Source organism: Kribbella pratensis, from assembly GCF_004365355.1.
Lineage (GTDB): Bacteria > Actinomycetota > Actinomycetes > Propionibacteriales > Kribbellaceae > Kribbella.
In genome coordinates, this window is the sequence record NZ_SODP01000003.1 from 991,298 (window position 1) to 1,011,567 (window position 20,270).

19 protein-coding genes are annotated in these 20,270 nt (G+C 68.5%); 10 read left to right on the forward strand and 9 right to left on the reverse strand.

The genetic code is table 11. From position 1 onward, the window contains the following. Positions 1 to 126 precede the first annotated feature (126 nt). Positions 127 to 807, forward strand: coding sequence for a ferritin-like fold-containing protein (locus tag EV653_RS32730; RefSeq protein ID WP_134108663.1), 681 nt, complete (start codon positions 127 to 129; stop codon positions 805 to 807). A gap of 235 nt (positions 808 to 1,042) precedes the next feature. Here the strand turns inward: EV653_RS32730 and EV653_RS32735 are convergent, their stop codons facing one another. The 5 genes from EV653_RS32735 to ligD all read right to left on the reverse strand — a co-directional run bounded on the left by EV653_RS32735 (position 1,043) and on the right by ligD (position 3,662). Beyond that, positions 1,043 to 1,318, reverse strand: a complete 276-nt coding sequence (locus EV653_RS32735; protein ID WP_134108665.1) for a GlsB/YeaQ/YmgE family stress response membrane protein — start codon at positions 1,316 to 1,318, stop codon at positions 1,043 to 1,045. Positions 1,319 to 1,463: 145 nt separating this feature from the next. Next, entirely contained in the window at positions 1,464 to 1,691 is a 228-nt protein-coding gene (locus tag EV653_RS32740) for a DUF3107 domain-containing protein (RefSeq protein ID WP_130439935.1), read from the reverse strand. A 115-nt stretch (positions 1,692 to 1,806) separates the two neighbouring features. Next, positions 1,807 to 2,436: a TetR/AcrR family transcriptional regulator gene (locus EV653_RS32745; RefSeq protein ID WP_134108667.1), complete on the reverse strand. Its 630-nt coding sequence runs from the start codon at positions 2,434 to 2,436 to the stop codon at positions 1,807 to 1,809. A gap of 106 nt (positions 2,437 to 2,542) precedes the next feature. Then, a complete protein-coding gene (locus tag EV653_RS32750) occupies positions 2,543 to 2,722 on the reverse strand; it encodes a hypothetical protein (protein WP_134108669.1) in 180 nt (59 codons plus the stop codon). A 13-nt stretch (positions 2,723 to 2,735) separates the two neighbouring features. Continuing rightward, positions 2,736 to 3,662, reverse strand: coding sequence for a non-homologous end-joining DNA ligase (ligD, locus tag EV653_RS32755; RefSeq protein ID WP_134108671.1), 927 nt, complete (start codon positions 3,660 to 3,662; stop codon positions 2,736 to 2,738). A 42-nt stretch (positions 3,663 to 3,704) separates the two neighbouring features. Between ligD and EV653_RS32760 the strand changes: the two genes are divergently transcribed. The 3 genes from EV653_RS32760 to moeZ all read left to right on the forward strand — a co-directional run bounded on the left by EV653_RS32760 (position 3,705) and on the right by moeZ (position 8,839). Further along, the gene (locus EV653_RS32760; protein ID WP_134108673.1) at positions 3,705 to 4,637 is read left to right on the forward strand and encodes an alpha/beta fold hydrolase; all 933 of its coding nucleotides are present in this window, start codon (positions 3,705 to 3,707) and stop codon (positions 4,635 to 4,637) included. A 224-nt stretch (positions 4,638 to 4,861) separates the two neighbouring features. Further along, positions 4,862 to 7,474: a Calx-beta domain-containing protein gene (locus EV653_RS32765; protein ID WP_238160585.1), complete on the forward strand. Its 2,613-nt coding sequence runs from the start codon at positions 4,862 to 4,864 to the stop codon at positions 7,472 to 7,474. A 174-nt stretch (positions 7,475 to 7,648) separates the two neighbouring features. Beyond that, the gene (gene moeZ, locus EV653_RS32770; protein ID WP_134108677.1) at positions 7,649 to 8,839 is read left to right on the forward strand and encodes an adenylyltransferase/sulfurtransferase MoeZ; all 1,191 of its coding nucleotides are present in this window, start codon (positions 7,649 to 7,651) and stop codon (positions 8,837 to 8,839) included. On the opposite strand, the gene EV653_RS32775 is transcribed toward moeZ, so the two are convergent. Continuing rightward, positions 8,836 to 9,615 carry a maleylpyruvate isomerase family mycothiol-dependent enzyme gene (locus EV653_RS32775; protein ID WP_134108679.1) on the reverse strand — a complete coding sequence of 260 codons (780 nt, stop codon included), beginning with the start codon at positions 9,613 to 9,615 and terminating at the stop codon, positions 8,836 to 8,838. The genes moeZ and EV653_RS32775 overlap by 4 nt on opposite strands. Further along, positions 9,612 to 10,253 (reverse strand): TetR/AcrR family transcriptional regulator, encoded by a 642-nt coding sequence (locus EV653_RS32780; protein ID WP_166679642.1) that lies wholly within the window; start codon positions 10,251 to 10,253, stop codon positions 9,612 to 9,614. The genes EV653_RS32775 and EV653_RS32780 overlap by 4 nt, the downstream gene beginning before the upstream one ends. A gap of 87 nt (positions 10,254 to 10,340) precedes the next feature. Between EV653_RS32780 and EV653_RS32785 the strand changes: the two genes are divergently transcribed. The 4 genes from EV653_RS32785 to EV653_RS32800 are packed head-to-tail and all read left to right on the forward strand — an operon-like array spanning position 10,341 to position 12,174. Continuing rightward, positions 10,341 to 10,607 carry a DUF2277 domain-containing protein gene (locus EV653_RS32785; protein WP_134108683.1) on the forward strand — a complete coding sequence of 89 codons (267 nt, stop codon included), beginning with the start codon at positions 10,341 to 10,343 and terminating at the stop codon, positions 10,605 to 10,607. Between the two features lie 9 nt (positions 10,608 to 10,616). Then, positions 10,617 to 10,979, forward strand: coding sequence for a hypothetical protein (locus EV653_RS32790; RefSeq protein WP_134108685.1), 363 nt, complete (start codon positions 10,617 to 10,619; stop codon positions 10,977 to 10,979). Positions 10,980 to 11,027: 48 nt separating this feature from the next. Then, positions 11,028 to 11,867, forward strand: a complete 840-nt coding sequence (locus EV653_RS32795) for an LLM class F420-dependent oxidoreductase (protein WP_134108686.1) — start codon at positions 11,028 to 11,030, stop codon at positions 11,865 to 11,867. Positions 11,868 to 11,877: 10 nt separating this feature from the next. Beyond that, positions 11,878 to 12,174: an MGMT family protein gene (locus EV653_RS32800; protein ID WP_134108688.1), complete on the forward strand. Its 297-nt coding sequence runs from the start codon at positions 11,878 to 11,880 to the stop codon at positions 12,172 to 12,174. A gap of 7 nt (positions 12,175 to 12,181) precedes the next feature. On the opposite strand, the gene EV653_RS32805 is transcribed toward EV653_RS32800, so the two are convergent. Continuing rightward, positions 12,182 to 13,108 (reverse strand): hypothetical protein, encoded by a 927-nt coding sequence (locus EV653_RS32805; RefSeq protein ID WP_238160586.1) that lies wholly within the window; start codon positions 13,106 to 13,108, stop codon positions 12,182 to 12,184. 171 nt (positions 13,109 to 13,279) lie between these two features. On the opposite strand from EV653_RS32805, the gene EV653_RS32810 reads away from it, so the two are divergent. Next, the gene (locus tag EV653_RS32810) at positions 13,280 to 16,498 is read left to right on the forward strand and encodes an ATP-dependent helicase (RefSeq protein ID WP_134108690.1); all 3,219 of its coding nucleotides are present in this window, start codon (positions 13,280 to 13,282) and stop codon (positions 16,496 to 16,498) included. Between the two features lie 61 nt (positions 16,499 to 16,559). Here EV653_RS32810 and EV653_RS32815 read toward each other — a convergent pair whose 3' ends face one another. Beyond that, positions 16,560 to 16,871: a hypothetical protein gene (locus tag EV653_RS32815; RefSeq protein ID WP_134108692.1), complete on the reverse strand. Its 312-nt coding sequence runs from the start codon at positions 16,869 to 16,871 to the stop codon at positions 16,560 to 16,562. A 165-nt stretch (positions 16,872 to 17,036) separates the two neighbouring features. Here EV653_RS32815 and EV653_RS32820 point away from each other — a divergent pair, with 165 nt between their 5' ends. Further along, entirely contained in the window at positions 17,037 to 20,270 is a 3,234-nt protein-coding gene (locus tag EV653_RS32820) for an ATP-dependent DNA helicase (RefSeq protein ID WP_134108694.1), read from the forward strand.

A 20,270-nucleotide genomic window follows, 5' to 3' on the forward strand; every position in this document is an offset into this window, starting at 1 on the left:
CGCCGCTTCGTGTGGTTTGCGCCACTCGCAGCGCCGGCCGGACGGCGGACCGGGCATCCTCCCACTCGGCCCTTCTTTTGCTCTTTTGTCCTTGGTCTCCGCCTCCAGCCCGATAAGGTGCCGGGCATGGAGCAGACGGCCTTTGATGATCCCGCCTACCGGGCCGCGGCGGTGGATCTGCTGGGAGTGCTCGCGTACGGCGAGTTGACGGCGTTCGAGCGGATGGCCGAGGACGCGAAACTGGCGTCGAACCTGAACGACAAGGCGGAGCTGGCGGCGCTGGCGACCACCGAGTTCGGCCACTTCCAGCGACTGCGGGACCGGCTGGTGGAGCTCGGCGTGGACCCGATGGACGCGATGCAGCCGTTCGTCACGCCGCTGGACGCGTTCCACGACCACACCGCGCCGTCGGACTGGCTCGAGGGCCTGGTCAAGGCGTACGTCGGGGACGGCCTGGCGAACGACTTCTACCGGGAGATCGCCTCGTTCGTCGACGCGGAGACCCGGGCCCTGGTGCTGGACGTGTTCGGCGATTCCGGCCAGGCCGAGTTCGTCGTCGACCGCGTCCGCGCGGCTATCGAGGAGGACCCGAAGGTGGGCGGCCGGCTCGCGCTCTGGGGCCGCCGGCTGGTCGGTGAAGCTCTCAGCCAGGCCCAGCGCATCGCCGCCGACCGGGACTCCCTGACCGCGCTGCTGGCCGGCAGCGTCGACCGACCCGGCCTCGACCTGGCCGCCATCGGCCGCATGTTCACTCGTTTGACCGAGGCCCACACCGCCCGGATGACGGCGCTCGGCCTGCAGGCCTGAAGCCCGATTTGCCTGGCTGACCCAGCAAATCCGGGGTTCGTCACCTTGCACCCTCGTGGTCAACCCCGCATTTGCCTGGCTGACCCACCAAATCCGGGGTTCGTCACCCTGAACCCGGGTGTGCAACCCCGCACTTGGTGGGTCTACCAGGCAAATTGGGGAGGGTGGGCGGGCTGGAGACGGCAACGGCCGCCTGCCCCCTGGTGGGGGCGGCGGCCGTTGGGTGGCGCCTGGACTAGGCGGTTCTGGCCTTGCTGTTGCGCGACGAGATGATCGCGATCACGATCGCGGCGCAGATGACCTGGATCAGGTACTGGATCCAGTCCGGGCCCGATGTGTCCTTGACGCCGAGGAAGTAGGCGATCAGACCACCGATGAAGGCGCCGATGCCGCCGCCGAGGATGGTCCAGCCGAGGCTGATGTTCTGCTTGCCGGGGAGCACCAGCCGGGCCAACGGCCCGAAGATGATGCCCGCGATGAGACTGACGATGATCATCCAGACCCAGTACACGGTTCCTCCTTGTGAGGGATGGCGGACCTGCACGTACCTGGTGCCCCGTGACAACCAGACCAATCACGCGGCAGGTCTTACCGCCATCGTGCCCCCTCGACCGCCCTCCGCAACCCGGACACGCTCTACTGTGTCCGGACCGCGATCAGATCGCGCCGAACCCGACCTTGCGGGTCGACACCTCACCGATCTCGACGTACGCCAGCCGGTCGGCCGGGATCAGCACCCGGCGGCCCTTCTCGTCGGTCAGCTGCAGCAGACCGGTCTTGCCGGCGAGGGCCTCAGCCACCAGTTCCTGGACCTCTTCCGGGCTCTGCTCGCTCTCCAGCACCAACTCACGATTGGCGTGCTGGACGCCGATCTTGACCTCCACGAAACCCTCCGGGCACGTTCCGACCGGCGGCTCTCGCCGGTAACGCTTTCGAGCCTATCCGCTGCCGCCGCCGAGCTCTCACCCGTCCGCCCAGAGCAGAACCTCGGGCCTGTCCTCAGCTGTCGGTCCGGGGGAAGCCCCGGATGCCGCGCCAGGCCAGCGAAGCGACCAGGTCGGCGGCGTGCTCCTGCGGGATCGACGGGTTGCCCTCACCGAGCCAGTACCGCGCGCTGACCTGCGCCATACCGACCAGGCTGACCGCCAGCACCATCGACTGTTCACGGCTCAGGCCAGCGTCCGCGCTGATCACCTCGGACACCGCCTCGGCGCAGGCCTGCGTGACCCGGTCGACCCGCTCGCGCACGGCGGGCTCATTGGTCAGGTCGGACTCGAACACCAGCCGGAAGGCGCCCTGGGCGTTCGCGACGTAGTCGTAGAACGCGTGCATGGTCGCCGCGACCCGGAGCTTGTTGTCCTCGGTCGACTTCAGCGCGTCCTGCACCGAGGCGACGATCGCGTCGCAGGAGGTGTCCAGGAGCGCCAGGTAGAGCTCGAGCTTGCCTGGGAAGTGCTGGTACAGGACCGGCTTGGAGACGCCGGCCCGGTCGGCGATGTCGTCCATCGCGGCGGCGTGGTAGCCGTTCGCGACGAACACCTCCTGGGCCGCCTCGAGCAATTGCGCGCGCCGAGCCAGCCGGGGCAGGCGGCTCCCACGCTTGGGTGCTGTCTCCGGAGTGGTCGACACGGTGGCGCTCCTTCAGGTGGTGTTCACCGAATCCTACCCAGCAGTCCTCCTGACCAGTAGCTTCCCCGCCGAACCAGGTCCCATCGCTGTTCGGCCGTGGGAGCTGTCAGCGGTAATCGTCTTCCTCGTCGTCACCCACCTCGCGGCGTTGTTCCTCCACGTCCGCGGGGTTGGCGTCGGCGGGCACGTCCTCCTCGACGACCTCATCCAGCGGGTCCTGCTCGGTGTCGTACTCGGCGTCGAAGGCCGGGTCGTAGTCCGGACCTTCGAAGTCGGTCTCTGACATGTCGCCTCCTGGCTCAGGTAGGTAGCGGCTGCGGATCGTCGTACAGGCCCTCGAGCACGTCGCCGTACTCCTCGATCCGGGCCAGTACGTCGTGCGGGAGGAACCGGAGGTCGTCCGGCGACGTGGCCGACGCCACCTCGTCCCAGTCGATCGGTGTGGAGACCCGTGGCTCGTCGGAGCCGCGAAGCGAGTACGGCGCCAGCGTGGTCTTCGCGCTGGCGTTCTGACTCCAGTCGATGAAAACTTTGCCGGGCCGGAGCGCCTTGGTCATGTTGGCGGTCACATTCTCCGGCAGGGCCTCCGCCAGCTGCTCTGCCAGCTGTTTGGCGAACGCACTGGTCAGGCGGGACGACGCAGGCTCGATCGGCACGTACAGGTGCATGCCCTTGTTCCCGGACGTCTTCGGCCAGCCCTCGAGACCGAAATGCCCCAACAGCTCCCGGAGTGCCAATGCCACGTCGCAGCACTCGACAATGGTCGCTCCCGGGCCTGGGTCGAGGTCGAACACGATCAGATCGGCCTTCGGGTCCTTGCCGCCGTTCGACAGACCGATCCGCCACTGCGGCACGTGCAGCTCGAGTGCGGCCAGGTTCGCCAGCCACACCACGGTCTGTACGTCGTCACACACCACGAACTCCGCCTCGTCGCGACCGGTCGAACTCCCGGGCGTAGGCAGCGTCTCGGTGCGCACCCAGTCCGGCGTACCGCGGGGTGCGTTCTTCTCGAAGAAGTACGCCGCCTCGGTGCCGTCGGGCCACCGTTTGCGGGTCAGGGGCCGATCGCTCAGGTGGGGGAGCAGGAGCTCGGCCACCTGGTGGTAGTAGTCGATCACTTCGGCCTTGGTGAACCCGGTCTGTGGATACAGCACCTTGCCGAGGTTGGTGAGCTTCATGGTCTGCCCGTCCACCTCGGTCGTCAGCTGCTGCTGCGCGCCCGCCATGCGTCCCAGTCTCCACCTACGGGGCGTCCTAGCATGGGTGCCGTGGATAGTTACGGGCCAGTAACCGAGGATGGCGTGCCCCCGGAGCTGAAACGGTGGCCGGAGCGGCGGGTGCCGGTCGCGGGCGTGGATCTGCTGGTCAGGGACCTGCCTGGCGCGGCGCCGGAGCTCCCGCCCGCACTGTTCGTGCACGGCCTCGGCGGATCGTCACTGAACTGGACCGCCCTGGGCCTGATGCTCAACGACACGATCCGCGGCATCGCCCCCGACCTCCCCGGATTCGGTCGTACGCCGCTGTCGGGCGCGGCCGGGATCTCGGAGCAGGCCGCGGTCCTGGTCGAGCTGCTGGAGCGTGAGTACGACCAGCCGGTGCACGTGTTCGGGAACTCGATGGGTGGGGCGTCGTCGGTCGCGCTGGCTGCGCTACGTCCTGATCTGGTGGCCTCGTTGACGTTGGTCTCGCCTGCGCTACCGCATCCGCGGGTGTCGGCCAGCGCGTTGTGGTTCACGGCGCTGGCTACGCCCCGGCTCGGTCCCGCCGTACTGGAGAGGTCGGCGCGGCTGCCGTTCGAGCGGCGCTTCCAGGCCTCGCTGGCGATGGTGTTCGGCGATCCGCGGTCGCTGGCGCCAGAGGTGCGGGCGGCGTACGAGGCGGAGTTGCACCGGCGCGACACCGACCCGTGGGGCCGGCAGGCGACGCTGGACGGCGCACGGAGCATTCTGCGGTCGTCGCTGGCCAGACCGCGCCGGTCGCTGTGGGCAGACGCCGCCAAGGTGGAGTGCCCGGTCCTCTTGATCTACGGCGGCAGGGACCGACTGGTCGACGCAAGGATCCGCACCAAGGCCCAGCGCACGTTCCCGAACGCGCGACTGCTCTATCTGCCACAGTCCGGGCACGTCGCGCAGATGGAGCATCCGGCTGAGGTCGCTCGGGCTTTCCGGCAGTTGATCGAGTCGAATCCGACGTCCGACTGAGACACGACTGAGCGACGGCTTCGGTCAACTTTCCTCTCGCCTGACAAGTACTACAGATGACTTGTCGAACGAACGAGAGGACCACTGTGCGAGTGATCGGCAGAACCGCCCGAAGTCTGTCGCTGGGGATGGTCGCACTGCTCGGTGTGGGGACACTCACTGCCACCGCCGCACCGCCAACGCTCCCATCAGTTGCTAAAGGCAATCAATGGGACGTGCGGCCGGTGACCGGCGGTTACCAGCTCACGCTGCACCTGGACACACCTGCGCCGATGCGCGCGTCGCTTCCGCTCCTGGAGGTTGACGGCAAGCCACTGGGCGTCGCGAAGCAGTCGCCGGACCGCAAGTCGCTGACGCTGGTCAGCGCTGACCCGGCCATGCTGCAGGCCCACGACGTACGCCTGGTCTGGTCCGGCGACCTGGGTAAGCAATCCGGCCTGAGCCGGGGCATCGCCGCGGCCGGCCCTACCGACGCCTACTGGTTAAAGGCGCGGCGTGGTCCGCTCTTGCCGGTAGACCCCGGCGCAGTGGGCAAGTACAAGGTCGACACAGCGGAGTACAACCTCGGCAACGAGGCCGTCTTCCTGCCAGGCCTCGGCCATCGCTCGGAGCTGCTCGGCAAGGTGTACTCGCCGCGTGGTGCGAGCGGTCCGCGGCCACTGGTTGTCTTCCTGCACGGCCGGCACGAGGTCTGCTACGGCGATCCGACCCACCCGTCCGATGACGCCAGACCGTGGCCGTGCCCGCCTGGCATGAAGGCGATCCCGAGCTACCGCGGGTACGACGGACCGGCGACCGCGCTGGCCAGTAACGGCTACCAGGTCGTGTCGATCAGCGCCAACGCGATCAACGCCTGGGACAGCGATGCGTACGACGCGGGCGCCCAGGCGCGGGCCGAGCTGATCCTCGACCACCTCGCCTTGTGGCGGAAGTGGTCGACGATCGGCGGCGGACCGTTCGGCACCAGGTACGTCGGCAAGATCGACCTGCGGAACGTCGGTCTGATGGGCCACTCCCGAGGCGGTGAGGGTGTCGCGCGTGCCGCCGTGCTCAACGCGGACCGCGGCGGTCAGTACGGCATCCGTGCGGTGCTACCGCTCGCGCCGACCGATTTCGCGCGCGCAACCGTTCCAGGTGTGGCGATGAGCGTCGTACTGCCGTACTGCGACGGTGACGTGTCCGACCTGCAGGGACAGAAGTTCTACGACGACACCCGGTACTCCGTCGGGGGTGACACCGCACCGCGCTCGACTGTCACGGTCATGGGCGCCAACCACAACTTCTTCAACACCGAGTGGACGCCGGGGCAGTCCGTCGCGCCGTCGAACGACGACTGGTTCGGCGACGAAAAGGCGTCACCGTGCGGTGCGAAGTACCCGGGCCGGTTGACGCCGAAGGAGCAGCAGGCCGTCGGTACGGCGTACGTCGCCGGGTTCTTCCGCTTGCAGTTGGGACATGAGAAGCAGTTCCTGCCGCAGTTCGACGGATCGGACTCGCGAGCAGCGTCCGCGGGCAACGCCGTCGTACGGGTGGTGTCGCAGGGACGGGTTCTGAACCCTCTCGACAGGGCACTGCCGGCCGGAGCGGTCGCGGGGAAGGTGTCTGCGACAGTCTGCGCCGGTGTGACCACTACTGCTCTCCGAGCATCGACACCGACCTGCATGTCGACGGATGACTGGTCCAACGCACCGCACTGGGGCGCAGCGTGGTTCGCGGCGAAGACGCCGACCACTGCGGTCACCAAGCTGAAGTGGTCCGGGACAAACGGTGTAGTGCGAGTCAACGTGCCGGCAGGGGAGCGCGACGTACGGCGGGTTGCCGCGCTGACGTTCCGTGCCGCACCGGACCCGGCTGGCGCGCCCAAGACCGACCTGAGCGTTCACGTCGTCGACGGGCACGGACGGGCGGCCGTCGTACCGGTGTCTGCGGTCAGTGATGCGCTGGTGCGGATGCCGGGCAGCAACGACGGCGGTCTACCGAAGAACCTGCTCCGGACGGTCCGCATCCCGGTGTCCTCGTTGAAGGGCATCGACCTGCGCGATGTGCGTGCTGTGGAGCTGCGTACGGACAGGGTGGCCAGCGGGTCGGCGTACGTGAGCGATCTGGCCTTCTCGTCGCCCGGGCTGGGTCTGCCGGTGCCTGCGACGCTGCTGCCGAAGCTGTCCGCGTCGAGCGTCACTGTGAAGGAAGGCGACAAGGGCACGCACGCAGTCGACTTCTGGGTGACCATGTCGCGGCCCAGTATCCGGCCGGTCAGCGTGTACGTCGAGACGAACGGCGAGCTGGGCGAGAGCGTCGGCGACGTCAGCCAGCAGCTGGTCTTCAAGCCGGGACAGATGCGGCAGAAGGTGACTGTGCCGATCACCGGCAACACGCGGGACAGCTACGACCTGCCGTTCAGCCTGGTGCTGTCGGCGCCGCACGACGCGCTGCTGAATGAGTCCTTCGGCCACGGTCTGGTCCTGGACGACGACCCGACGCCGACGCTGACCCTGAGCAACCTGACGACGGTCGAGAAGACCGGCCTGGTCAACTTCGGAGTCAAGCTGTCCGCTCCGAGCGACAAGTACGTGTCGTTCAGCGGAGTGCTCAAGGACGGTACGGCGGTCATCCGCAAGGACTACACGTCCGCCAACGACGAGGGCACCGGCCCGGTCGACCGCTCCATCGACGGGTACGTCGAGCCGGGGCAGACCACCGGCGAGCTGTCCGTGAAGATCCTCGACGACAAGGTCAAGGAACCGGCCGAAACGTTCAGCGCGGTCGTCCAGCAGGTCGACGGCGCCGAGTTGAAGGTCCCGATGACCCTCACAGGAACGATCATCGACAACGACTAGTACCACCGACGTGCCGGGCACCCTGGGGGCGCCCGGCACGTCTCGTTCCCGAGACACCCGGCCCGGGATGTGGACTCCGCGAGGGGTCGCTTGGGATGTGCGGGAACATTGGGGGTGGGAGAGATGGTTGAAAACCGGAGATCCCGTCCGACGTCTTCCTGAGGAGCCGACAACGTGTCACTGCCACCGCTGGTCGAACCAGCCGATGAGCTCACGATCGACGAGGTGCGACGGTACTCGCGGCACCTGATCATCCCCGAGGTCGGGATGGCCGGGCAGAAGCGGCTGAAGAACGCCAAGGTGCTGGTGATCGGCGCCGGCGGCCTCGGCAGCCCCGCGCTGCTGTACCTGGCTGCCGCCGGTGTAGGCACTCTCGGCATCGTCGAGTTCGACACCGTCGACGAGTCCAACCTGCAGCGCCAGATCATCCACGGCCAGTCCGACGTGGGCAAGTCCAAGGCCCAGTCGGCCAAGGAGTCCATCCTCGAGGCCAACCCGTACACGAACGTCGTCCTGCACGAGACCCGGCTGGACAACGACAACGTGTTCGAGATCTTCGAGCAGTACGACCTGATCGTGGACGGCACCGACAACTTCGCCACCCGCTACCTGGTCAACGACGCCGCCGTACTGCTGCACAAGCCGTACGTCTGGGGTTCGATCTTCCGCTTCGACGGCCAGGTCAGCGTCTTCTGGGCCGACAACGGCCCGTGCTACCGCTGCCTCTACCCGGAGCCGCCGCCACCCGGCATGGTCCCGTCCTGCGCCGAGGGCGGTGTGCTCGGCGTGCTGTGCGCGTCCGTCGGCGCGGCCCAGGTGACCGAGGCGATCAAGCTGCTCACCGGCATCGGCGACCCGTCGCTCGGCCGGCTGAACATCTACGAGGCGCTCGACCTCAACTGGCGTTCGCTGAAGGTCCGCAAGGACCCGAACTGCGCGATCTGCGGTGAGAACCCGACCGTCACCGAGCTGATCGACTACGAGAGCTTCTGCGGCGCGATCACCGAGGAGGCGGCCGACGCGGCCGTCGGCTCGACGATCTCGGTGAAGCAGCTGAGCGAGTGGATCAAGCTCAAGGACAACGGCGAGAAGGACTTCGTGCTGATCGACGTCCGCGAGCCGAACGAGTACGAGATCAACCGGATCCCGGGCTCGGTGCTGATCCCGAAGGCCGACTTCCAGACCGGTGTCGCGCTGGAGAAGCTGCCGCAGGACAAGCAGCTGGTCTTCCACTGCAAGTCCGGCGTCCGCTCGGCCGAGGTCCTCGCGATCGCCAAGGGCGCCGGCTTCTCCGACGCCGTCCACGTCGGCGGCGGCGTGGTCGCCTGGGTCGACCAGATCGACCCGAGCCAGCCCTCGTACTAGAACGGCATCCGGCACGACGCGACCGCCTCGGCGGCGACGGGATCACCCGTCACCGCCGGGGCGTCGTCGCGTCCGGAGAGCGCTCGCATGTACGCGACTGCGCCCACCGCCGCACGACCCACCGGCGTACCCCTCCCGAGCTGGTAGGTCCCGCCCCCTGGTCCGGTGAGCTCGACCTCGACTGCCGGCCGGTCTCCCCACCAGGGGCCGTCGATGACGTCGTACATCACCTGCGCGACGAGCTCACCGGCGTACGGCCCGGCGTCGAACCGGCGGCCGAGCGCCTGGCAGACGTCGTCGCGGTGCGTCCACAGGTCGCGCGCGAGCAGGATGTCGTGGATGTAGCCGAGGCTCATCCGGACGCCGTTGAACGTCATCGACATCCGCCGCATCAGCGCCGGGCCGGTGGCGATCCTTTCCGTCGCCCTGGCCCACACCTGGTCGAACGTGGTGCGCAGCTCGGCCGGCGGCGTACCGCGGTGCTCGTCGGCCTGGACCATCATGTGCGCGTCGATCCGCGGTACGCCGGGGTAGGCCCGCTTGGCCTTCGCGTACCGGCGCGGGAACGACAGCAGGTGGTTCACGTCCTCGGCCTGCCCGATCAGGTGGCCGGCGATGTCCGCGACGTCCCACTCCTCGCAGACGGTACGGCGCTGCCACTCGTCACCCTCGATCGACGCGAGCAAGTCGTGCCACGCCCGCAGCTCGGCGTCCCGATGGACCCGGCACCGCGGCCGGTCGGCCCGCCCGATCTGTTCCGCGAGTACTGCGTTCATGTTGTCCCCCTGGCTGGTGCATAGCGTTGGTAGAACATCTCGAGGACGACGGGCAGCAGCTTGATGAAGCGTCCGTCGTCGAACGACGCGTCCGGCTCGTTCGCGATCTGTTGCGAGAGCAGGCCGGCGGTCAAGGAGGTGTAGAGAGCGATGCCCTCCTCGCTCGTCGCGTCCGGGTGCAGGCGGCCGGCGTCCACCGCCGCCGTGAGGTGGTCCCGGAGGTCGTGCAGGGTGTCCTGGGCCGGGGCGAACGCCTCCGGGCTCGGCTCGAAGCCCGGGATCGTCCGCCAGAACAGGATCTGCGAGTAGATCTGGTGCTCCATGCACCAACGGCAGAACGCGCTGACCGCGATCAGGTCGTTCGCGAACGGTTCGGGCCCGGTGGCCGTCGCCAGCGCGGCCCGATGAGCGTCCCTGAGCTGCCGGGCTCCACGCTCGAAGAGCGCGTCGTAGATCGCCATCTTCGACGGGAAGTACTGGTAGAGCGAGGGCGGCTGCATGCCCAGCCGCCGAGCAACCGCAGACAAACTCAGCGCCGCAACACCCTCGACCTCCATCAGCTCGACGGCGACGTCAAGAATCTCGCCCATCGTCTCCCGCCGACGACGCATCCGCCGATCCGGCGCAGCAGTACTCACACCTTGAGGAAAACCTAACGCCATTAGGAAAGTCAATACCTCGTAGGTTTCGGGACTCTTGTCCCCGGCTGCACGTACTGTCGTGGCATGTGCAGAAACATCACCGTGCTCCGGGGACTCGAGCCGTCCGCGACCTCTGACGAGATTTACGCGGCGGCGCTGCAGTACGTGCGGAAGGTGACCGGCGTCGGCTCGCTGAGTGCGACCACGCGCGGCCCGATCGAGCGCGCGGCCGCCGAGGTCGCGAAGATCACCGAACAACTGCTGGAGGAGATGCCGGCCCGCCGGACCCCGCCGCAGACCGTCCCACCGTTGCGGCGCCCGGAAGTTCGCGCGCGCCTCGGTCTCGACTAGAAGCCTCCCATGGGGGAGGAGGCTGAGGGCCGTCCGGCCCGCCGGCACCAGGGGGTGGTGTTCGGCCTGATCGTGGCCGGCGTGCTGATGTCACTGACGAGCGCCAACGCCGAGACCGAGTTGTCCCGCCGCCGGCATGCTGCCTGCGACGGCACGCTGCCGCTGCCGACGGGTGCTTTCGTGCTCAGCTTCACCGGCGTGGCGGTGGGCGCGGTGGCGCTGTTCCTGCTGCTGCGGTGGTTCGGGCGCAGCCGGCAGACGATCGTGCTGATCCTGTTCTGGACGGCGGTGGCCGCGGTCGTCTCCGAGGTCTTCACGCTGGTGACGGTCCTTCAGCAGAGCCGTCCGATCACATCCCTGTGCGTCGGCTAGTTGGTAATGTCGCATCCGGGAAACGGTTCCCCTTTAGGGAGGCGCGGGATGCGGTTCGCGATCAAGACCAGGCCGGAACACACCACCTGGCAGCAGATGCGGGACGTGTGGGTCGCGGCGGACCAGTTCGAGATCTTCGAGTCCGCTTGGCACTGGGATCACTTCTACCCGCTCACCGGTGACATGCAGGGCCCCAACCTGGAGGCCTGGACGACGCTCGCCGCGCTGGCGCAGGCGACGTCGCGGATCCGCGTCGGCTGCCAGGTGACCGGGATGATCTACCGGCATCCCGCCGTTCTCGCGAACATGGCGGCGACCACGGACATCATCAGCAACGGCCGGCTCGAGCTCGGCATCGGCGCGGGCTGGAACGAGATGGAGACCGCGGCGTACGGCATCGACCTGTACCCGTTGAAGGAGCGTTTCGACCGTTTCGACGAGGGCACCGAGGCGATGATCGCGCTGCTCACCGAGAAGGTCGCGAACTTCGACGGCAAGTACATCAAGCTGACCGAGGCGTACTGCAACCCGAAGCCGGTGCAGACCCCGCACCCGCCGATCACCATCGGCGGCAAGGGCCCGAAGCGGACACTCCGCGCGGTCGCCCGGTGGGCCCAGCAGTGGAACGTGATCGTCGCGAACCCGGAGGAGTGGAAGTCCCTCAAGGACGTCCTGGTCCAGCGCTGCGAGGAGGTCGGCCGCGACGTCAACGAGATCACCTGCTCGGTGAACGTCCGCATCGACCCGGACAGCCCACTCGACAAGGCGGTCGCCGAGGCAGCGGCGTACGGCGAGGCCGGCGTCGACCTGGTGATCATGAACCTGCCGCTGGACGCGCACCCGTCGGTCCTGGAGCCACTCGCGAAGGCGCTCGCGCCTCTCGCCTAGGTTTGGATCCGTGGACAGGGAGCAGTACGTCGAGGCCGTTCTGCAGGCGGTCGAGTCGATTCCGGAGGGCAGCGTCGCGACGTACGGCGACATCGCCGAGTACGTCGGACAGGGCGGACCGCGTCAGGTCGGCGCGATAATGCGCGAGTACGGCGCGAGCGTGCCGTGGTGGCGGGTGATCCGCGCGTCCGGCGTACCGGCTGACGAGGTCGGCGACGAGCAGCTCCACCGCCTGCGTTCGGACGGTGTGCGGATCACCAACGGGCGCGTGAACCTGCGCGACGCCCGTTGGGATCCACCGAACTGACTGACCCTTACTCGCCGTTGAGCGGCGTGCCTGCCTGCGAGGTGCGCAGGAAGTAGACCGGGTCGTTGAACGTGCCCGGGACCTTGCCCAGGCTCTGGATGGCGGTGGCCGTACCGTTGGCGTGGCCAATGGCGTACAGGTACGCCGATCCGCTGTCGGTGTCGATCGCGGCGAGCAGCGTGGACTGCGTGCCGCACTTCTCCGCGACGATCGCCTCGAAGCCCTGCCAGGTCGACGACCGGACGACCTTCACGACCGGCGTCAGCGGCGACGTGGTCGGGATGTGGATCGTGTAGAGCGCGCCGGCCTTGGTGGTGGCGAGGAAGGTGTCGTACGTCGACGTCGTGCTGATCAGCGTCATCGTCTTCACGGCCGAGAAGCCGGCGTACGTGCCGAGCGGGTGGAACCCTTCCTTGTCGAGCTTCCAGCGCACCAGCGATCCGTCGTTGCGCAGCGCGTAGAAGTACTGCCGCGTCGGCGAGTCGCCCTTCGGGTACGCCGCTCGTGCGATCGAGGTGTACGCGCTCATGTCTTCCATCGCCAGCCCGCGGCCCCACCACGGACCGCCCGGCACGTTGTTGATGACAGTGCTGTAGAGCGTGTCGCCGTACAGCGCGTAGCCGCTGTCCGAGCTGCCGCCCTCGGGTTCGGGCTTGAACTCCCAGGTCGCGCTCGCCCGCGTCTCGCCCGGCTGGGCGATCTGCGGACCGACCCGGCGTTCGCTCGCGACCGGCGGGCTCGCGGCGGACACCACCTGGTCGACATAGTTGCCGTTCGCGGTGATCGAGCCGAGATCCAGCGAACAGATCGACTGGATCTTCGGGTTCGCCGTCGCCGGTTTACCCAGCTTCGCCGCGGAGGCAGTGGCGGTCCCCAGACCTGCCAGCAGAACAGCCGCCCCCAGGAGGGCGGCAGTGCGACGCATCGTCCTCATTCGGTGCTCCTCATAGTCGGTGTTGCTTCCGAGGTACTCGATGCGCGGCGGGTGCGGAAAGTTATGGTCCGGCTACGTTGCTGTGGTCCCCGTTGTCCGGTTTCCGGCTATCGTGCCGGGGCTCGGGGTGGCTCGTCGCAGATTGTCGGTGGGGTCTGTTGGGATGGGGCGATGGTCAGCAGACAGGGGTCCCGGTATCGATTGGTCCGGGCCGAAGGACGAAGCGCGGCGGCGCCTGTCCTGGACGCTGATCAGCAGGCGGTCGTGAATCATCCCGGCGGCCCGTTGCTGGTCCTCGCCGGTCCGGGGACCGGGAAGACGACGACGTTGGTCGAGGCCGTCGTCGACCGGGTGCGCAATCGCGGGCTGAGTCCCGACGAGGTGCTCGTGCTGACGTTCGGGCGGAAGGCGGCGACCGAGCTCCGGGACCGCATCACCGGCCGGCTCGGGCGGACGACCCGGGTGATGCCGTCGATGACCTTCCATTCCTTCTGCTATGCGCTGCTTCGACGGTTCACCCCGGCCGACGCGTTCGACGTACCGCTGCGGTTGCCGTCCGGGCCGGAGCAGTCGTTGCGGTTGACCGAGGCGTTGTCGGGCAGCCGTGAGGTCGGTGCGGTGCACTGGCCGGGCAGTCTGCATCCGGCGTTGAAGACGCGCGGTTTCACCGACGAGGTGCAGGCAGTGATCGGCAAGGCGCGGCAGCTCGGCCTCGACCCGGAGGACCTGTCGGAGATCGGGCGGTCGGCGGAGCGGGCCGAGTGGGTCGCGGTCGGCGACTTCTTCGAGGAGTACCTACAGGTTCTCGATGCCGAGCAGGTGCTGGACTACTCCGAGCTCATTCACCGCGCGGTGATCCTGGCGCAGCAGCCGTCGGTGCAAGCGAAGTTGCGGGCGGAGTTCAAAGCGGTGTTCGTCGACGAGTATCAGGACACCGATCCGGGTCAGACCAAGCTTTTGCAGGCGATCGCGGGCGACGGCCGGGACCTGGTCGTCGTGGGCGATCCGGACCAGTCGATCTACACCTTCCGCGGTGCCGACGTCCGTGGTCTGCTGCGTTTCGCCGACGAGTTCCGGACCAGGGACGGCGCCGAGGCCGCCCAGATCGCCTTGGGTACGACGCGGCGCTTCGGTACGACGCTGCAGCGGGTCTCGCGCAACGTCGTCAACCGGCTCGGCGTGCCGGGATCGCTCGACCGGGAGACCTTCGAGCGGTTCCGCAACCCGGATGCCTCGTCGTGCGTCTTCGGTCCGGGGAAGGTCGAGGCGAACCTGTACTCGACGAGCGGCGCCGAGCTCGAACACATTGCGGATCTGCTGCGTCGGGCGCATGTGCAGGACGGCGTCGGGTGGCATGAGATGGCTGTGCTGGTCCGGTCCGGCAGCCGTTCGATCCCGCCGCTGCGGCGTGCGCTGGCCGCGGCCGGGATCCCGGTCGACGTCGCGGGCGACGAGTTGCCGCTGTCGCGTGAGCCGGCCGTTCGGCCAATGCTGCTGGCGTTGCGGGCGGTGGCTGATCCCGAGACGCTGACCGTCGACGTTGTGCGCGCCCTGGCGTTGTCGCCGTTGGGGGCGATGGACGCTGGGCAGTTGCGGCGGCTCGCCCGGGTGCTGCGCCGCCGCGACCGGGACGCTGCAGGCGGTCAGCGGTTGCCCCGCTCGTCGGACGAGCTGCTGCGGGAAGCGTTGATGAATCCGCTGTTGCTTGACGAGGAAGCGTCACCGGCCGAGGCGCGGTTCGCGGCACTCGGCGAGCGGTTGCTCAAGGCAAGGAACATCGTGACCGCGGGCGCCGCGCCGGACGAGGTGATGTGGTCGCTGTGGTCCGAGTCGCCGTGGTTGCGGCGGCTGCGCGGCCAGGCGCATTCCGGTGGCGAGCAGGCGCGGACGGCGAACCGGGATCTGGATTCGTTGTGCGCGTTGTTCGACGCCGCCGGCCGGGCTGAGGAACAGGTCGGGTTCAAAGGGGTTTCGGCCTTCCTGTCCGAGCTGGAGTCGCTGGACATCGCGGCGGACAACCGGTTCGACGGGACGTACCGCGAGGCCGGCGTGCAGCTGATGACGGCACACCGGTCGAAGGGTTTGCAGTGGCGGCTCGTCGTGGTCGCCTCTGTGCAGGAAGGGCAGTGGCCTGACCTGCGGCGGCGTGGGTCGTTGCTCGAGCCGGACCGGTTGGGCCCCGACGGACTGATCGATCCGTTGTCGGCCGGTGCGTTGCTGGCCGAGGAGAGACGGTTGTTCTACGTCGCGATCACCCGGGCTCGGGAGCGGTTGATCGTGACGGCCGTGCAGGCGCCTGAGGCCGACGGCGACCAACCGTCCCGATTCCTTGCCGAGCTGGACATTCCTTTGAAACTGGTCGCGGGACGGCCGCGGCGGCCGTTGTCGTTGCCGGGGCTGGTCGCCGATCTGAGGTGCGTGCTCGCGGATCCTTCGTCGTCACCTGCGTTGAAGCGGGTGGCGGCCGATCGGCTGGCCCAGTTGGCCGATGCCGTTGACGACCGTGAGTATCAGTTGGTGCCGACAGCCGATCCCTCGCGGTGGTGGGGTGTGCGGGAGCGGACCCGGTCGGAGCGTCCGATCGCGGATCCTTCGCTACCAGTGCCGTTGTCGGGGAGCGCGTTGACGACGATCGTGGACTGTCCGTTGCGATGGTTCCTGACGCGGCGGGCCGGTGGAGAGACACCGAGCACGTCGGCGATCGGCTTCGGGATGGTGCTGCACACGCTGGCCGATGCCGTGGCGACCGGGACGTTGCCGCCGTCGATCGACGAGCTCAACGGCTGGCTGGACAAGGTGTGGACGCAGCTCGACTTCGAGTCCGCGTGGATCTCGGACCGGGAGCGCGCCGAGGCGGAGCAGGCGTTGCGACGGTTTGTCGCGTGGCACCAGGGACGGCCCGACCGGACGCTGGTGGGGACCGAGGTCGACTTCGACGTACTGCTGCCTGACGAGGACAAGCCCGCCGTTCGGGTGAAGGGCCGGATGGACCGGGTCGAGAAGGATGCCGAAGGGACAGTGCGAGTGGTCGACCTGAAGACCGGCCGTTCGATCCCGACCAAGCCGGCGTTGGCGCGGCATGTGCAGCTCGCGATCTACCAGCGGGCGATCAACTCGCGCCAGGTGAAGAAGCTCGGCGAGGACGCGGTCGCCGGTGGCGCCGAGCTGGTCCAGCTGCGTCATGACGACAACGGCGGCTTCCCGAAGGTGCAGCATCAGGGCCCGTTGGAAGCCGACGACGACGGCCGCACCTGGCTCGACGAAGCCGTCGACGACGCCGAGTCGATGATCCGCAACGAGCAGTTCACCGCCCAACGCAACGACGGCTGCACCCGCTGCGAAGCCCGAGCCCTCTGCCCGATCCAGCCCGAAGGCCGGGAGATCGTCTGATGCCCCTGCGCCCCACCCCGCACCACTCGCCCTCGCCTACCCTCCACACCCGATCCACCACTCACCGCCCGCCCCAGCCCACCACCCACCCGTGGTCCGGGCCCACCACCCAGCCGACCACCCAGCCGACCACCCAGCCGTGGTCCCGGCCCACCACCCAGCCGTGGTCCCGGCCAACCGCCCTGCGGTGGTCCCGGCCCACGACCCAGCCGTGGTCCGGGCCCACCACCCAGCCGACCACCCAGCCGACCACCCAGCCGTGGTCCCGGCCCACCACCCAGCCGTGGTCCCGGCCAACCGCCCTGCGGTGGTCCCGGCCCACGACCCAGCCGTGGTCCGGGCCCACCACCCAGCCGACCACCCAGCCGACCACCCAGCCGTGGTCCCGGCCAACCGCCCTGCGGTGGTCCCGGCCCACCACCCAGCCGTCGGGGGGTTGGACAGGGTCTGGGGGGCGGAGACATGAAATAACCTGTTCCTGCTCACCAGTTCCTGTTCCAGGCCCCGACAGTCTGGCCGCCGGAGAGGAGCTGTGCTGATGCCTGCTCAACTTCGGACCACCGCAGACCTGTGTGACCTCCTCGGGATCCCGTTCTCCGACCAGCAGCTGGCCGCGATCACGGCGCCGCTCGCGCCGGGCGTGATCGTGGCCGGTGCCGGGTCCGGCAAGACGACGGCCATGGCCGCGCGCGTGGTGTGGCTGATCTGCACGGGCCAGGTGAAGCCGGAGGAAGTGCTCGGTCTGACGTTCACGAAGAAGGCCGCGAACGAGCTCGACGTACGGATTCGTGACGACCTGACGAAGGCCGGCGTCCTCGGATCGACCTTGCCGAAGGATCAGCATCCGCTGCTGGCGGCGCACCTGCGGAGCAATATCCCGAACTGGGAGCCCGAAGAGCCGGGCGAGCCGGTGGTGTCGACGTACCACGCGTTCGCCGGCACGTTGATCGCGGAGCACGGGCTGCGGCTCGGCCTCGAGCCGGACTCGCGGGTGCTTGCGGATGCGACGCGTTTCCAGCTCGCCGGTCGGGTCGTACGGCGGTCCGCGGGTCCGATCCGGTTTGCGTCGCACCACGTGCCGACTCTGGTCAACAGTCTGCTCTCGCTGGATGGCGAGCTTGCGGATCATCTGCTGCGTGCGGACGACATCCGCGACCACGACGAAGCCGTGCGACTCGAGGTCGCCGCCGCGCGTAAGCAGACCGTGGAGGTCCGCAAGCTGGCTGAGACCGCGTTGAAGCGTGGCGAGATCTTGCAGCTCGTTGAGGAGTACCAGGCTTACAAGGCCGAGCGTGGTGTCGTCGACTTCGCCGATCAGATGGCGCTTGGGGCACGGCTGGCGGAGGAGTGTCCGGAGGTCGCAGCCGTCGAGCGCGCGCGGTACAAGGTCGTGCTCCTCGACGAGTATCAGGACACTTCGGTCTCGCAGCGCCGGATGTTGACGGCTCTGTTCGCCGGGCCGGATCCGGCGCACGGTCGGGGCCACCCGGTCACGGCCGTCGGCGACCCGTGTCAGGCGATCTACGGGTGGCGCGGCGCGTCGGTCGCGAACCTCGACGAGTTCCCTGAGCACTTCCCGCAGGCCGACGGCACGCCCGCCCAGCGGTATGTGCTGAGCATCAACCGCCGCTGCGGCAGTCGTATCCTCGCGGCAGCCAACCAGCACGCCGCCGAGCTGTACGAACAGCATCCCGGCGTCATCCCGCTCGAGGCCCCGGCGGACGCTCCGGAGGGTGCGATCACCGTCGGGCTGTTCGAGACGCGCTCGCAGGAGATCGAGTGGGTCGCCGACGCCATCGTCGCCGCGCACCGCACCCGGAACCGCCGTTGGAAAGACATCGGCATCCTGATGCGGACGAACGTCGACCTCAGCGCGGTCCACGAAGCGTTGATCGCCCGGAAGGTCCCGGTCGAGGTCGTCGGTCTCGGCGGACTGCTCGCGCTCCCGGAGGTCGTCGACGTTGTCGCCACGCTGCAAGCCGTCAACGACCTCACCGCGAACGCCGCGATGCTCCGCATCCTCACCGGCCCCCGGTACAGGATCGGCCACCGCGACCTCGCGCTGCTCGCCAACCGAGCCCGCGCCCTGGCCGACGCGGGCGAACGACCCGCCGCCGACGATCTGGTCGCTGCTCTGGACGCGGCCGTTGCCGGGATGGACTCGACCGAGGTCATCTCGCTCGCCGAAGCGGTCGACGATCCGGGCCGGGCGGAGTACGCGCCGGAAGCATTGGTCCGGTTCAAGGAACTGTCGGCGGAGCTCCGCGAACTGCGCACGCACGCCAGTGAGCCGCTGCTCGATCTGGTCCGGCGAGTGATCAGCACGATCGGTCTGGACGTCGAGCTGACCGCGACGCCCGACCACGTCGACGCCGGCCGCCGCGACCACCTCGCCGCGTTCTTGGATGCTGTCGGCAACTTTGTCTCGACCGAGTCGGACGGGTCGCTCGACGGCCTGCTGGCTTACCTTGCCGCCGAAGAGGAGTACGCCGCCGGCCTCGATCTCGCCGTACCGAGTGAGGCCGACTCGGTGAAGCTGCTGACCACGCACCGGTCGAAGGGTCTGGAGTGGCCGGTCGTCTTCGTGCCGACCCTGGTTTCCAAGGTGTTCCCGTCGGATCGCGGCCGGGACAAGTGGACGACGAACGCGAAGGTGCTGCCGTGGCCGCTGCGCGGTGACGCGGACACGCTGCCGGACATCCACGACCTGTCGAACGCGGGGCTGAAGTCGTTCGCGGACGAGTGCAAGGACATGAACGCGCTGGAGGAGCGGCGACTCGGGTACGTCGCCTTCACGCGGGCGAAGGAGCTGCTCGTAGCGACCGGGCACTGGTGGGGTCCGACGCAGAAGCGTCCGCGCGGCCCGTCGTCGTACCTCTCGATGCTGAAGAAGCACGCCGGTGAGCGCGTGATCGAGTGGGCCGAGCAGCCGGAGCTGACCGCGGAGAATCCCGAGCTCGCAGAGCAGACGCAGGCGCCGTGGCCGACGGCGTACGACCTGGAGTCGTACCAGCGGCGGCTCGACGCGGCGGCGCTCGTGGAGTTGTCGCGGACGGAGGGTCCGTCGATCGAGGCCGAGGAGTCGTTGCTGCTCGACGAGCAGGCGACGGTCGCGCGCTGGGATTCGGAGATCGAGCGGTTGTTGTCAGAGGCAAGGGAAAGTCGGAGCCGCAAGGCGTACGACGTCGCGCTCCCGGCAGCGCTGTCCGCGACGCAGGTGATGCGACTGGCGAAGGACCCGGATGGCCTGGCCGCTGAGCTGGCCCGCCCGATGCCTCGCAAACCCAACCGGGCGGCGCGTTTCGGCACCCGCTTCCACGCCTGGGTGGAGAGCTACTTCGGCCAGCAACTGCTGCTCGACCCGGACGACCTCCCCGGCGCCGCGGACGAGGACATCGTCGACGACACGGACCTCACCGACCTGATGGACGCGTTCCGCGACGGCCCGTTCGGCGAAACCACGCCGTACGAGATCGAGGCGCCCTTTGCCCTGGCCCTCGACGGGCGCGTCATTCGCGGCCGGATCGACGCCGTCTACCAGGTGGTCCGCGAAGACGGCTCCCGCGGGTACGACGTCATCGACTGGAAAACCACCCGCTCCGAGACCGCGGACCCCCTCCAACTGGCCATCTACCGGGTCGCTTGGTCAGAGCTGATGAACATCCCCCTCAACCAGGTGACCGCCGCCTTCTACTACGTCCGCACCGGCGACATCATCCGCCCGGAGAACCTTCCGGGCAAGGCAGAGCTCGTCCGCCTCCTCAACGGATGA